Source organism: Streptomyces sp. NPDC047982 (assembly GCF_043204165.1).
Classification (GTDB): domain Bacteria; phylum Actinomycetota; class Actinomycetes; order Streptomycetales; family Streptomycetaceae; genus Streptomyces.
The window spans coordinates 344,801-358,219 of the sequence record NZ_JBIDBS010000004.1 but is presented as its reverse complement, the minus strand read 5'-3'; the positions used below and the strand labels follow the sequence as shown (position 1 = coordinate 358,219).

Below are 13,419 nucleotides of genomic sequence, written 5' to 3'. Positions count from 1 at the left end.
TCGACCGGGTGAGCCGGCGACGAGGACGGGGCGGTGGGCGGCGCGCGGCGGGGGCGCTGCTCGCCTGGGCGCTGCTCCTGTCCGGCTGCGCGGCCTGCGACGACCCCGGCCGCGGTTCCGACGGACCCGTACTGGGTGCCGTCGCCCGCTCCGTGCGTGCCCTCCTCGACCGCCGCGCCGCCGCCGTGACGGCCCATGACGCGGACGCCTACGTGGCCTTCGTCGACCCCCGCGCCGTCGGGCTGCGCGCGGCCCAGCGCCGTGAGCTGGACAACCTCGCCGATGTGCCGCTGGACTCCTGGACGTACCGGGTCACGGAACTGACCGGACGGGGCGCCGGTCACCTCACCGCGCACGTCCGGCTCAGCTACCGGATCAAGGGGTACGACCGTGCCCCGGCCACCGCGGACCGGGTGCTCGACCTGCGCCGGGGCGGGCCGGACGGCCGCTGGTACCTCACCGCCGACCGGCCGGGCGGGGACGGCGGCGGCCTGCTCTGGCAGCAGGGGCGGGTCCGGGTGGTGCGCGGCACGCACAGCCTCGTCCTGGGCGTCGGCCGCACCGGGCACCAACTGCGCGCGATCGCCCGGACCGCCGACCGGGCGGTGCCCGCGGTCTCCGACGCCTGGCCGGAACGCTGGCCCGGCCGGGTTCTGGTGCTCGTGCCGCACACCGTGGAGGACATGGCGGGGCTGCTGGGCGCGCCCGCCGCGGACTACCGGGGCATGGCGGCCGTCACCACCGCGCGGCCCGGCGGCCCGGACGGTGCCCCCGCGGACCGGGTGATCGTCAATCCGCAGGCGTACGGCACGCTCGGCGCGTTCGGGCAACGGGTCGTCCTCACCCACGAGATCACCCATGTCGCCACCCGGGCCCGCACCACCGGCGCCACCCCGGCCTGGCTCTCCGAGGGCTTCGCGGACCGGGTGGCCTACCGCGCCGAGCACTACACCGCCGCACAGGCCGCGCCCGCACTGACCGCCGCGGTCCGGCGCGGGGAGGTGCCCGACGCGCTCCCGTCCGACGAGGACTTCGGCTTCGCGGGCGACGAGGCGCGGCTGGCGAAGGCGTACGAGGGCGGCTTGCTGGCCTGCGAGCTGATCGCCGACACGTGGGGCGAGCGGAAGCTGTCCGCGTTCTACCGGGCCGTCGCGGGGCAGCGGGAGCGCGACGGGGCGGTGGAACGGGCCCTGCGGGAGGTGCTCTCCAGCACTCCCGCGGAGTTCACCGCGCGCTGGCGGGAGCACCTGCGCGCACGACTCGGCTGAACGCGGGCGAACAGACCGCACCTGAGACGGATCGCCGGGCGCGGATTGCTGGGCACGGGCTCAGGAACCGGCGCGCTCCGATTCCCGGGCGTCGCGACGGCGGCCCGCCGCGAGCAGGTCCCCGTCCCCGCCGTCCTCGCCCAAGGCCCCGGGAGCCCCGGGCACCGTGCGCCGCCACAGCCGGCGGCAGGCGATCAGCGTCGCCGCGACCAGCAGGCCGTTGCGCAGGAACATCAGCGTCACGCCCCTCGCGTCACTGGCCGTCACATGGTCGAAGCCGAGCGGGAACTCCGCCTGCGTCACGCCGGTGGCGAGCAGCACCAGCCCGGCCGACAGCCCCATCCCGCTGTCCCGGAAGACCAGGCAGACCGCCGCCAGGCCGACGAGCCACAGCATGTACTGGGGGCTGATCACCCGGCTCGTGGCCGTGAACAGCAGGACCGCCGTGAACGCGGCGTCGGCCGGGGTGCTCGCCCGGAACGTACGGGCACGCAGCCGCCACACCAGCAGCCAGCCGAGGGCGAGGACGGACAGCCCCAGGGCGAGCGTGCTCACCAGCTCCACCCCCGGCCCCAGGAACTCCAGCGAGCCGTAGTGCAGTTCCACCCGTCCCGGCCAGCCGAACCACCGCGCCACATGGAACACCAGTGCCCCCAGCGACTCGACCTCGGTGCCCCGGTCGCGCTGGTGGCCGAGGAAGGCGAACGCCCCGGGGAGCGCCAGCGCGCACCCCAGCGCGAGCCCGGCCGCCGTCAGAGCCGCGGCCGTCCACGCCCGGCGCGTCCGGGAGCCGGGCGCGGTGCCCGCCAGGATCAGCGCAGGCCACACCTTCAGCAGCGCCCCGGCCGCGGCCAACACCCCCAGCACCCGCGGGTGCCGCACCCCCGCCAGCAGCGCCGCCACCGCCACCGCCGTCACCATCAGGTCGTAGCGGGCGTACGCGGTCGTACCGAGCAGCGGCACCCCGGCCACCCAAGCCCAGGCCCCCGCCGCCGACCGGCCCCTTCCGCGCCCCGCGCGCAGCAGCAGCGCCAGTACCAGCCCGTCGCACAGGAGCACGAGGACGAAGAAGGCCGAGGTGTAGTCGAGGAAGGGGAGCAGGGCGGGGGAGAGCACCGCGAGCGCGGCGAGCGGCGGATACTGCCAGGTCACGTCCGACCGCGGATACGTACCCGAGCGCAGCACCTCCGACCAGCCCTGGTAGATCACCGAGACATCGCCGGTCACGTCCGGCCCGGGCAGGTTGATCACCTTCGTGACGCAGAGCAGCAGCGCGACCCTCGTGAGAGCCCATACCGCGGGAGCGAGCCGCGCCCCGGTCGATCCCGTCATGGCAGCTCATCCGTTCCGTTCGTGCGCGGGCGCGGTCCCCCGTACGACCCGGACGACGCGGAGAGAAGCGGACACGCGCGGTTACGAGGGGTCATCATGCCCGTCGACCCCCTGCGTCGGCCATCACGGACACCCGCCCGGTACTGTCGGCCGCGATGGACAAGACCCTGATCGTGACCAACGACTTCCCGCCGCGCCCCGGCGGCATCCAGGCGTTCCTGCACAACATGGCCCTGCGGCTGGAGCCCGAGCGGGTCGTCGTGTACGCCTCCACCTGGAAGCGGACCTCCGAAGGCGTCGCGGCCACCGCCGCGTTCGACGCCGAGCAGCCGTTCACCGTGGTCCGCGACCCCACGACGATGCTGCTGCCCACACCCCGGGTCACCCGGCGCGCGGTGCGGCTGCTGCGCGAACACGGCTGCGCGTCCGTATGGTTCGGCGCCGCCGCCCCGCTCGGGCTGATGGCCCCGGCGCTGCGCAGGGCCGGGGCCCGCCGCCTGGTCGCCACCACGCACGGGCACGAGGCCGGCTGGGCCCAGTTGCCCGCGGCCCGGCAGTTGCTGCGGCGGATCGGCGACGGTACCGACACCCTCACGTACCTCGGGGAGTACACCCGCTCCCGGATCGCCTCGGCGCTCAGCCCCGCGGCGGCCGGCCGGATGGTCCAACTGCCGCCAGGCGTCGACGAGAAGACCTTCCACCCGGGCTCCGGCGGGGACCTGGTCAGGGAGCGGCTCGGGCTCGCCGACCGGCCCGTCGTCGTGTGTGTGTCACGGCTCGTGCCGCGCAAGGGCCAGGACACACTGATCCGGGCGATGCCCACGATCCTGGAGCGGGTCCCGGACGCGGTCCTCCTGATCGTCGGCGGCGGACCGTACGCCGAGGACCTGAGGCGACTGGCCGGGGAGACGGGGGTCGAGGCGGCGGTGCGCTTCACCGGGCCCGTGCCCTGGGAGGAACTGCCCGCCCACTACGGCGCGGGCGACGTCTTCGCCATGCCGTGCCGCACCCGGCGCGGCGGCCTCGACGTGGAGGGCCTCGGCATCGTGTTCCTGGAGGCGTCCGCGACCGGGCTGCCGGTCGTCGCGGGCGACTCGGGCGGCGCGCCGGACGCCGTGCTCGACGGCGAGACCGGGTGGGTGGTGCGCGGTGGCTCCGTCGAGGAGACCGCCGACCGGATCGTCACCCTGCTGCACGACCCGGAGCTGCGGCGCCGGATGGGGGAGCGGGGACGGGCCTGGGTCGAGGAGAAATGGCGCTGGGACCTGCTGGCCGAGCGGCTCAAGGCGCTGCTCTGACGCCGTCCGCGCACGGGAACGGGCCCGCACCGACCAGGGTGCGGGCCCGTTCCCGTGCTCTGACGGCGCGCACGTCCGCCGCGCGTGCGGTCAGCGCTGGTAGATCGCCTCGATCTCGTCCGCGTAGTCCTTCGCCACCACGCTCCGCTTCAGCTTCAGCGACGGCGTGATGTGTCCCGCCTCCTCGGTGAACTGGGAGGACAGGATGCGGAACTTGCGGACCGACTCCGCCTTGGACACCGCGGCGTTCCCGTCGTCCACCGCCCGCTGCACCTCGGCCAGCAGCTCCGGGTCCTCGCGCAGCGAAGCGGCCGTCGCCCCGGCCGGCCTGCCGTGCTCCTCGGCCCACCGGCGCAGGAACTCCTCGTCCAGGGTGATCAGCGCGCCGACGAACGGCCGCCCGTCGCCGACCACCATGCACTCGGCGACCAGGGCATGCCCGCGGATACGGTCCTCGATCACGGCGGGAGCGACGTTCTTGCCGCCCGCGGTGACGATGATCTCCTTCTTGCGGCCGGTGATCGTGAGATAGCCGTCCTCGTCGAGCGTGCCGAGGTCGCCCGTGTGGAACCAGCCGTCGGCCAGCGCTTCGGCCGTGGCCGCCTCGTTGTTCCAGTAGCCGGTGAACAGGTGCTCGCCGTGCAGCAGCACCTCGCCGTCGTCGGCGATCCGGACGACCGAGCCGGGCAGCGGCTGGCCGACCGTACCGATCTTCTGCCGGTCCCACGGGTTGAAGGCGGTGGCCGCGCAGGTCTCGGTCAGGCCGTACCCCTCCAGGACGGTGAAGCCGATGCCCCGGAAGAAGTGGCCCAGCCGCTCGCCCAGCGGCGCGCCGCCGGAGATCGCGTACTCGCCGCGTCCTCCCAGCACCGCGCGCAGCTTGCTGTAGACCAGCTTGTCGAACAGCTTGTGCCTCAGGCGCAGTCCCAGGGACGGGCCCTGCGGAGTGTTCAGCGCACGGCTGTACGCGATGGCCGTGTTCGCGGCCCGGTCGAAGATCGCGCCCTTGCCGTCGGCCTGCGCCTTGGCCCGCGCCCCGTTGTAGACCTTCTCGAAGACGCGCGGCACGCCGAGGATCAACGTCGGTCGGAACGAGGCCAGTTCATCGGTGAGGTGCTTGATGTCCGGTACGCAGCCCAGCCTGAGCGGAGCCATCACGGAGGCCACCTCGACCAGCCGCCCGAAGACGTGCGCGGCGGGCAGGAAGAGCAGCACCGAGCACGAGCCGGTACGGAAGAGGGGCTTCAGCCGCTCCACCACGTTTCCGCACTCCGCGAAGAAGCTGCGGTGCGTGAGCACACAGCCCTTGGGGCGGCCGGTCGTGCCCGAGGTGTAGACGATGGTGGCCGGGTCGTCCGCCCTGGCGCTCGCCATCCGCGCGTCCACGGTCTCGTCCGGGATGCCGGAGCCCGTCTCCGTCAGCCGGGCGATCGCGTCCGCCTCGATCTGCCAGACCCCCTTCAGGGCGGGAAGATCCGCCCGGACCGACTCCACGGACGCCTGGTGCGCCGCGGACTCCACGACGCACAGGGTGGCCCCGGAGTCACCGAGGATCCACTGGATCTGCTCGGGCGAGCTCGTCTCGTACACCGGGACGGTGACCGCGCCCGCGCTCCAGATCGCGAAGTCCAGCAGCACCCACTCGTAACGGGTGCGCGACAGCAGGGCCACGCGGTCGCCCGCCTCGACGCCCGCCGCGATCAGCCCCTTGGCCACCCCCCTGACCTCGGCGAGGAACTGCCTGGCGTCGACATCGGTCCACACGCCCCCCACCTTGCGGCTCATCACCGCGACATCGGGATGCTGAGCGGCATTGCGGCGGATGAGATCCGTCAGGTTGCCGTCCGAGGGGACCTCGTACAGGGCCGGAAGGCTGAACTCGCGCAAGACTGCTGCTCCTCATCGGGCTCCGGTGTCACGGCTCTGTGTGACGCACCGGCCGCGGTCCAAGATAGGCAGATGCTCATGCTGTGAAGTGAGCACGACTGGACTGCCCGGACGTTACCCACCAGTACTCAGTTCTCGATAGAGGGTTCGGGCCAATGTCTTATGCGTCACACACGATGGTGATCCTTGCGCGCACAGTAGCCCACGGCGCGCCACCGGCCGGGTCCGTCGCAGGTCCGGCGGCCCCCGTCCCGGTCGCCGACGGGGTTCTCGTGCCCCTCCCGGCACCGTGTGCCCCGTCGCGCCGCCCGGCACTTCCCCGAGCTCTCGGCTTCGTTCGAGCAGGGAGCCCCCCTTGCTCGCGGCATCGGCCGCAGGCCCGCGCAGCCCTTCCCCGAGTTCGCGACTTCGCTCGAGCAGGGAAGACCCCGTCCGAGCGTTTCCGGCCGCCTCGCGGTCGCACGCACCAAACGACGCTCCTTGCGGGCCGACCTTGCCGGTCACGGCACTAGGCTGGCCGTCATGCCCGCCGCACCGGACGCCCGAGTCAGCCCCGCCGGACGGCGCACGCGCCTCCACGTGGTCAGTGACGTGCACGGCAACGCCGAGGCACTGGCCCGTGCCGGGGAAGGCGCCGACGCCCTGATCTGCCTGGGCGACCTGGTCCTCTTCCTCGACTACGCCGACCACTCGCGCGGCATCTTCCCCGACCTCTTCGGCGCGGAGAACACCGACCGGCTCGTCGCCCTGCGCACCGCCCGCCGCTTCGAGGAGGCCCGGGAGTTCGGTCGCCGCCTCTGGGCGGGCATGGACCGCGACGCCGCGATCGTCTCGGCCGTGCGCAAGCAGTACGCGCAACTCTTCGCGGCCTTCCCCACCCCGACGTACGCCACCTACGGCAACGTCGACATCCCCGGACTGTGGGCCGAGTACGCCCGCCCGGGCACCACGGTCGTCGACGGCGGACGCGTCGAGATCGGCGGCCGGGTGTTCGGGTTCGTCGGCGGCGGACTGAGGTCCCCGATGCGCACCCCGTACGAGATCGACGACGAGGAGTACGCGGCCAAGATCGAGGCGGTCGGCACGGTCGACGTGCTCTGCACCCACATCCCGCCCGACGTGCCGGAACTGACCTACGACACGGTGGCGCGCCGCTTCGAACGCGGCAGCCGAGCCCTGCTCGACGCCATCCGCGCGACCCGCCCCCGCTACGCGCTGTTCGGCCACGTCCACCAGCCCCTGGTCCGCCGGATGCGGATCGGCGCCACCGAGTGCGTGAACGTCGGCCACTTCGCCTCCACCGGCAGGCCCTGGGCCCTGGAGTGGTGACGGACCCGCCGCCGGTCCCGGCACGGACCCCGCCCCGACGCCCGCTCCCACCGGCCGCCGCGCCGGACCCTGGGACGCGCCGGACCCTGGGACGGACCACCGCGGGCACGCGATAGCCTTCTGGCGGCAGGCATCTGCCGACGCACCGGTCACACCGCACTGGAGGAGCCACGGCGATGGCTGAACACACCAGCTCGACGATCACGATCGAGGCGGCGCCGGCCGACGTCATGGGAGTGATCGCCGACTTCGCCCGCTATCCGGAGTGGACCGGCGAGGTCAAGGAGGCGGAGGTCCTCGCCACCGACGACCGGGGCCGCGCCGAGAAGGTCCGCCTCGTCCTCGACGCCGGGGCGATCAAGGACGACCACACCCTGGCGTACACCTGGACCGGCGACCGCGAGGTCAGCTGGACGCTCGTCAAGTCGCAGATGCTGCGCGCCCTCGACGGCACCTACGCGCTCGCCCCGCTCGGCGACGGCGACCGCACGGAGGTCACCTACCGGCTGACCGTCGACGTCAAGATCCCGATGCTCGGCATGATCAAGCGCAAGGCCGAGAAGGTCATCATCGACCGGGCCCTGGCCGGTCTGAAGAAGCGCGTCGAGTCCGTACCGAAGGGCTGACCGGTGCGTACGGTTCTCGTCACCGGACCCGGCGGCGCGGGCCGTACCACCGTCGCGGCGGCGACCGCCCTGGCCACCGCCCGCCGGGGCCGCCGCGCCCTGCTGCTCTCCGCCGACCCCATACCCGGCTTCCCCGACGGCACGGAACCCACCGAGGTCACCGACGGCCTGTGGTCCGCCCGCATCGACTCCGGCGAGCACTTCCGCGGCGAGCTCCTCGCGCTCCAGGACCGGGCCTCCGGCGTGCTCGACCTGCTCGGCGGGCACCGGATGGACGGCGAGGAACTCACCGAACTCCCCGGCAGCACCCAGCTCGCCCTGCTGCACGCGCTGCGCCGCGCCGCCGGGGGCGACTGGGCGGACGGCCGCTTCGACCTCCTCGTCGTCGACCTGCCGCCGTTGCGCGAGGCACTCGCCGTCCTCGCCCTCCCCGAACAACTGCGCCGCTATCTGCGTCGGCTGCTGCCCCCGGAACGCCAGGCCGCACGAGCCCTGCGCCCCATGCTCGCCCAGCTCGCCGGTGTGCCCATGCCCGCCCAGTGGCTGTACGAGGCCGCTGCTCGCAAGGACGCCGAACTGGCAGCCGTCCAGGCCCTGATCGAGGACCGCGCCACCACGCTGCGGCTGGTCGCCGAGCCGGGACCGGCCGCCGAGGACGCCTTGCGCACCGCCCGCACCGGCCTCGCCCTGCACGGACTGCGGGTCGACACCCTCGCCGTGAACCGGCTCCTGCCCCGGCACTCCGGCGACCCCTGGTTCGCGGACCTAGCCGCGCAGCAGGCGAAGACCGTCGACCACTGGTACGAGGAATGGGCGCCCACGACGGCCCTGCGCGAGGTGCCCCATCTCGGCCGCGACCCCCGGGGCCTCGACGACCTCGCCCTCCTCGACGACCGGGCCCGCTCCACCGCGCCCACCGGGGCGACCACCGCGGGCCGCGGGACGGGGGACGGACTCGCCGCCGCACCGGAGGAACCGGCCCCCGGCCGGGCCGATGACCCCTGGTGGGTCGAGGACCCCTGGCGGACCGGGGAACCGGCCGCCCCCGACGACCCGGCCGCCGCGGGCGAAAGGCACACCCGGCCGCCCGGCCCCCGGATCGTGGCCGCCCCGCGGACCGACGACGGCGACCCCGTCCTCGTCTGGTGCCTGCCGCTGCCCGGAGCCGTCAAGTCGGACCTGCAACTCGTGCGCCGCGGCGACGAACTGCTGCTCACCGTCGGCCCGTTCCGCCGGATCATCCCCCTGGAGTCCGGACTGCGCCGCTGCACCGTCTCCGGCGCCGCCCTCACCGACGGGGTGCTCCGGGTCAGATTCACCCCCGACCCCGGGCTGTGGCCCCGTACGGACTGAACGGCGCCCCGCCGTTCGGGTAACGTCGGTGATACCTGCCCGCACGGTCCCGTACGCGCGACCGCGGGCGAACCACGTCGCAGGAGTCCGTCATGAGCGAAGCCACCGATCGTCCCGTCGACGACGACGCGTGGGCACGGGCCTGCGCCGAGGACCTCGAAGCGGAGAAGGCCCGCCGCCGCGCCCACCACGGCCCGCGCCCCGGGACCGCCGCCGAGGAGCTCCGCAAGCTGATCGATGCCGTGGCCGACCGGCTCTCGTCCCTGCCGACGCCGCTGCTGGGCCCGGCGGCACAGGGCACCGTGCAGCAGCTCATCAAGCAGGCGAAGTCCGCCGCGCAGCCCGTCATCGAACGCAACCCGGACGTCTTCGACCATCTCGCCGCGGCCGGCGGTGAACTCCTCGCCGCCTACCGCTCCGCCGTGGAGGGCCAGGAACGCCGCTGGACCCGGGACGCGGGGGAGCGGCCCGGCACCGAGGAGCGTTCCGGCGACCCCACCGACCCGCGCGACGGGGGAGCCTCCGGCGGCGAGCACATCGACCTGGACTGACCTGCACGGAAGGACCGGGTCCACTGCTCGGGTACGGTTGGCCCCAGCGGGGCTCGACCGAAACTGAGGGATTCATGGGACTCACCATCGGCGTCGACATCGGCGGCACGAAGATCGCGGCTGGAGTGGTCGACGAGGAGGGCCACATCCTCTCGACGTTCAAGGTGCCCACCCCGCCGACGGCCGGCGGCATCGTGGACGCGATCGCGGACGCCGTGTCCGGCGCGAGCGAGGGACACCACATCGACGCGGTCGGCATCGGCGCCGCCGGATACGTCGACGAGAAGCGCGCCACCGTCCTGTTCGCACCGAACATCGACTGGCGCCACGAGCCGCTGAAGGACAAGGTCGAACAGCGCGTCGGCCTCCCGGTCGTCGTCGAGAACGACGCCAACGCCGCCGCCTGGGGCGAGTACCGCTTCGGCGCCGGACAGGGCCACGACGACGTCATCTGCATCACGCTCGGCACCGGCCTCGGCGGCGGCATCATCATCGGCAACAAGCTGCGCCGCGGACGCTTCGGCGTGGCCGCCGAGTTCGGCCACATCCGGGTCGTGCCGGACGGCCTGCTCTGCGGCTGCGGCAACCAGGGCTGCTGGGAGCAGTACGCGTCCGGCCGCGCCCTCGTCCGGTATGCCAGGCAGCGCGCCAACGCCACCCCCGAGAACGCCGCGGTCCTGCTGTCGCTCGGCGACGGCACGATCGACGGCATCGAGGGCCAGCACATCAGCCAGGCCGCCCGGCAGGGCGACCCGGTGGCGATCGACTCGTTCCGCGAACTGGCCCGCTGGGCCGGGGCCGGACTCGCCGACCTCGCCTCGCTCTTCGACCCGTCCGCGTTCATCGTCGGCGGCGGTGTCTCGGACGAGGGCGAACTGGTCCTCGACCCGATCCGCAAGTCGTTCCGCCGCTGGCTGATCGGCAGCCAGTGGCGCCCGCACGCCCAGGTGCTCGCGGCCCGACTGGGCGGCAAGGCGGGGCTGGTGGGCGCGGCGGACCTGGCCCGCCAGGGCTGAGGGACCGCCGCCACCGTACGGAGCCGGACGCCCGTCGTGCCCCGTGGGGCACGACGGGCGTCCGGCGTATCGTGGGCCCATGGTTGTGACGCCACTGCCCGACTCCCGTACCGAGCCGGACGGTTCGGCGGTCATCAGGGTGCTCGGCTACAACGTCCGGTCGATGCGCGACGACCGCGAGGCACTGGCCCGTGTCATCGGCGCCTGCGCCCCCGACCTCCTCCTCGTCCAGGAGGCCCCGCGCTTCTTCCGCTGGCGCAAGCACGCCGCCTGGCTCGCGGCCCGTACCGATCTGGTCGTGCTCGGCGGCGGCGCCACGGCGGCCGGGCCGCTGCTGCTCTGCTCGTTGAGGGCCACCGTGGAACGCACGGAGGATGTCCTGCTGCCGCTGACCCCGGGTCTGCACCGCAGGGGATTCGCCACGTCGGTGGTACGGATCGCGGGCACCCGGATCGGTCTGCTCAGCTTCCACCTGAGCCTGCGGTCCGACGAACGCCTGGCACAGGCGGGCATGGTGCTGGAACAGCTGGACACGATGGGCGTGGAGCACGCCATCGCGGCCGGGGACGTCAACGAGACCCCGGGCGGCGCCGCGTTCCGACGGCTGGCCGGGCGGCTCCAGGACTGCTGGGCGGTACGGCCGTGGGGCGAGGAGAACACCTCGCCGTCGAACGGCCCCCGGCAGCGCATCGACGCGGTCTTCGCGACGGAGGGGATCGAGGTGCTCGGCTGCGGCGTCCCCGCCGGGCTGCCGGGCGTCACCGACACGGACCTGCGGGCGGCCACCGACCATCTGCCGGTACTGGCGGCGCTACGGGTGCCCGCGCTCAGGCCCTGACCCGCCGCCCACGCCCCGACCTCCGGGAGGAACGGGCCGGGCGGGGCGGTGTCCAGGCGGAACGGGGGCACGTGGGGCGGTGTCCGGCGAGGGACGCCCGCTCCCGGCGACCGGTCTCAGACGACCGCCCCGCGCCCCGGGTCGTCCCCGTCCTCGTCGTCGTCCCCCATCCGTGCCACCAGCGTGATGAAGCCGCCCACGAAGCCGCCGACGCAGAGCGTGCCGAGCCACCAGGTGATCTCCCACCGCAGCAGGACCGCGAGCAGCATCAGCACCGGACCGCCGACGACCGCGACCCAGGCGAACTTCGCCGTGACATCGGCCTCCGGCAGCGGCGGCGGCTCCGGGGGCACGAAGTGCCCCTCGTCCGTGTCGTCGAGATCGTCGTCCTTCGGCTTCGCGAGCTCGTGGTCGCGCGGCCCGCCGACACCGGGCGCGAACACGACCGAGCTGCCGAGCGGGCGCTCCGGCGGCCGGGGAGCCTTCTTGTCGATCCCCTTGTCCAGGTCGAGGACGCCCGAGCGGTCGTCCTCCAGCCCCGCGAGATCCTCGACCGACCGGAACGGCCTGGCACCCGGCGGGTCCGGCGGCTCCTCGCCGTACCCCGCGACGATCGCCCGCCACGCCGCGTCCTCGTCGAGACGTCCGTCGCCCGGCCGTTCTTCCGGGCCGTCGTCGTCCGCCCGCCGCCCGTCGTCGCCCGCCTTCCCGGCCGGCGAAGAGGCCGGGGGCGCGGACGGGGAGGCGGCCGGGGCCGCGCCCCGCGCGTCCGTACCGTCCCCGTTCCGGTGTCCGTCGCCGTCCCCGGGGGCGGGCGTGTCCGCCGCCGCAGGAGCCCCGCCCTCCGCGGGCCGGACGGGTCCCTCGGCGGGAGGGGACTCGCGTCCCTCCTCGCCTCCTGTGCGCTCCGCGTCGTGCTCAGCCACCGGACGTGCTCCCCTTCTTCCCGACGCTCGGAGCGAGCCGACCGATGAACCGGTGGCTCTCGTCGAAGATCCGCTCCGCGTCGTGGTCCAACGTCGCCACGTGGTAGCTCTGTTCCAGCAGGATCTCCTCGACGTCCGTCGACGAGACCCGGCCGAGGATCCGGGCCGAGTCGGCGGGCGGCACCACATGGTCCTGCGGACTGTGCAGCAGCAGGAGCGGCTGCGTGACCTGGGGCAGTTCGGCGTCGACCAGGCGGAGGAACCTCCGCAGCGAATGCGCCGCGTGCAGCGGCACGCGGTCGTAGCCCAGCTCCGGCGAGCCCTCCTTGGCGATGTCGTTCGCCAGCCCCTTCGTCGTCCGCACCAGATGGCGGGCGACCGGCAGCGCGTACGCCGACAGGCCGTGCACCTTGTTCGCCGGATTGACGAGCACCAGCCCGCTGATCGCGTCACCGTGCTTCGCCGCCAGCCGCAGCGTCAGCGCGCCGCCCATGGAGAGGCCGCAGACGAAGACCTGGGCGCATCGCTCCAGCAGCCCGCGCAGCTCCCGGTCCACCTCCGCGTACCAGTCCTGCCAGCCGGTGATCTGCATGTCCTCCCAGCGGGTGCCGTGCCCGGGCAGCAACGGCAGCGAGACGGTGAGGCCGCGCTCCGCCAGATGGTCGGCCCAGGGGCGCAGCGACTGAGGGGAACCGGTAAATCCATGGCAGAGAAGGACGCCGACCTCCCCGCCCTCGTGGCGGAACGGCTCGGCTCCAGGCAGGACCGGCACCGGGGATCTCCTGTTCGTGAGGCTCGAAAGGCTTGAAGGGGGGACGAGAGCTCGAAGGGAACGAGACGTGAAGGGGAACGAAAGAGGAAAGTGCACAGGATTGCTTCACCGTACGCGACCGGACTGACACCGACCAGGGCCGTCCCGGCCCCGTCCGCCGCAACGCCCGATCCGGGCGGGAGCGGGGACGGCCGCACAGGTTAAGGTCTGTCGGACAGCACAC

Annotated in this window: 12 protein-coding genes; 8 read left to right on the top strand and 4 right to left on the bottom strand. The window is 73.8% G+C overall.

All coding sequences use genetic code 11. The features are described from left to right. Window positions 1–8: 8 nt before the first annotated feature. Window positions 9–1,268, top strand: a complete 1,260-nt coding sequence (locus tag ACGF2V_RS07125) for a hypothetical protein (protein ID WP_362703929.1) — start codon at window positions 9–11, stop codon at window positions 1,266–1,268. Window positions 1,269–1,328: 60 nt separating this feature from the next. On the opposite strand, the gene ACGF2V_RS07120 is transcribed toward ACGF2V_RS07125, so the two are convergent. Continuing rightward, window positions 1,329–2,600 (bottom strand): glycosyltransferase family 87 protein, encoded by a 1,272-nt coding sequence (locus tag ACGF2V_RS07120; RefSeq protein ID WP_362703927.1) that lies wholly within the window; start codon window positions 2,598–2,600, stop codon window positions 1,329–1,331. A gap of 155 nt (window positions 2,601–2,755) precedes the next feature. On the opposite strand from ACGF2V_RS07120, the gene ACGF2V_RS07115 reads away from it, so the two are divergent. Continuing rightward, window positions 2,756–3,898, top strand: coding sequence for a glycosyltransferase family 4 protein (locus tag ACGF2V_RS07115; protein WP_362703925.1), 1,143 nt, complete (start codon window positions 2,756–2,758; stop codon window positions 3,896–3,898). 90 nt (window positions 3,899–3,988) lie between these two features. On the opposite strand, the gene ACGF2V_RS07110 is transcribed toward ACGF2V_RS07115, so the two are convergent. After that, window positions 3,989–5,785, bottom strand: coding sequence for an AMP-dependent synthetase/ligase (locus ACGF2V_RS07110; protein ID WP_362628076.1), 1,797 nt, complete (start codon window positions 5,783–5,785; stop codon window positions 3,989–3,991). Window positions 5,786–6,307: 522 nt separating this feature from the next. Here ACGF2V_RS07110 and ACGF2V_RS07105 point away from each other — a divergent pair. From ACGF2V_RS07105 to ACGF2V_RS07080, 6 genes are all read left to right on the top strand, one after another. Further along, complete coding sequence (locus ACGF2V_RS07105) at window positions 6,308–7,114, top strand: metallophosphoesterase (protein WP_362628079.1); 807 nt, start codon at window positions 6,308–6,310, stop codon at window positions 7,112–7,114. Between the two features lie 176 nt (window positions 7,115–7,290). After that, window positions 7,291–7,740, top strand: a complete 450-nt coding sequence (locus tag ACGF2V_RS07100) for an SRPBCC family protein (RefSeq protein ID WP_073788906.1) — start codon at window positions 7,291–7,293, stop codon at window positions 7,738–7,740. A 3-nt stretch (window positions 7,741–7,743) separates the two neighbouring features. After that, the gene (locus ACGF2V_RS07095; RefSeq protein WP_362703922.1) at window positions 7,744–9,093 is read left to right on the top strand and encodes an ArsA-related P-loop ATPase; all 1,350 of its coding nucleotides are present in this window, start codon (window positions 7,744–7,746) and stop codon (window positions 9,091–9,093) included. Window positions 9,094–9,185: 92 nt separating this feature from the next. Next, entirely contained in the window at window positions 9,186–9,644 is a 459-nt protein-coding gene (locus tag ACGF2V_RS07090) for a DUF5304 domain-containing protein (protein WP_362703920.1), read from the top strand. Window positions 9,645–9,718: 74 nt separating this feature from the next. Continuing rightward, window positions 9,719–10,660, top strand: coding sequence for an ROK family glucokinase (locus ACGF2V_RS07085; RefSeq protein ID WP_362628088.1), 942 nt, complete (start codon window positions 9,719–9,721; stop codon window positions 10,658–10,660). Between the two features lie 79 nt (window positions 10,661–10,739). Further along, entirely contained in the window at window positions 10,740–11,498 is a 759-nt protein-coding gene (locus ACGF2V_RS07080) for an endonuclease/exonuclease/phosphatase family protein (RefSeq protein ID WP_362626714.1), read from the top strand. Between the two features lie 116 nt (window positions 11,499–11,614). Here ACGF2V_RS07080 and ACGF2V_RS07075 read toward each other — a convergent pair whose 3' ends face one another. Both ACGF2V_RS07075 and ACGF2V_RS07070 read right to left on the bottom strand, forming a co-directional pair. Further along, complete coding sequence (locus ACGF2V_RS07075; RefSeq protein WP_362703918.1) at window positions 11,615–12,424, bottom strand: hypothetical protein; 810 nt, start codon at window positions 12,422–12,424, stop codon at window positions 11,615–11,617. Continuing rightward, complete coding sequence (locus ACGF2V_RS07070) at window positions 12,417–13,196, bottom strand: alpha/beta fold hydrolase (RefSeq protein WP_362626720.1); 780 nt, start codon at window positions 13,194–13,196, stop codon at window positions 12,417–12,419. The genes ACGF2V_RS07075 and ACGF2V_RS07070 overlap by 8 nt, the downstream gene beginning before the upstream one ends. Window positions 13,197–13,419: the final 223 nt, after the last annotated feature.

Bases quoted from the DNA above. Each gene is read 5' to 3' on its own strand.
- ACGF2V_RS07120 (WP_362703927.1), bottom strand. From the start codon at position 2,600: ATGACGGGATCGACCGGGGCGCGGCTCGCTCCCGCGGTATGGGCTCTC.
- ACGF2V_RS07115 (WP_362703925.1), top strand. From the start codon at position 2,756: ATGGACAAGACCCTGATCGTGACCAACGACTTCCCGCCGCGCCCCGGC.
- ACGF2V_RS07105 (WP_362628079.1), top strand. From the start codon at position 6,308: ATGCCCGCCGCACCGGACGCCCGAGTCAGCCCCGCCGGACGGCGCACG.
- ACGF2V_RS07100 (WP_073788906.1), top strand. From the start codon at position 7,291: ATGGCTGAACACACCAGCTCGACGATCACGATCGAGGCGGCGCCGGCC.
- ACGF2V_RS07090 (WP_362703920.1), top strand. From the start codon at position 9,186: ATGAGCGAAGCCACCGATCGTCCCGTCGACGACGACGCGTGGGCACGG.
- ACGF2V_RS07085 (WP_362628088.1), top strand. From the start codon at position 9,719: ATGGGACTCACCATCGGCGTCGACATCGGCGGCACGAAGATCGCGGCT.
- ACGF2V_RS07080 (WP_362626714.1), top strand. From the start codon at position 10,740: ATGGTTGTGACGCCACTGCCCGACTCCCGTACCGAGCCGGACGGTTCG.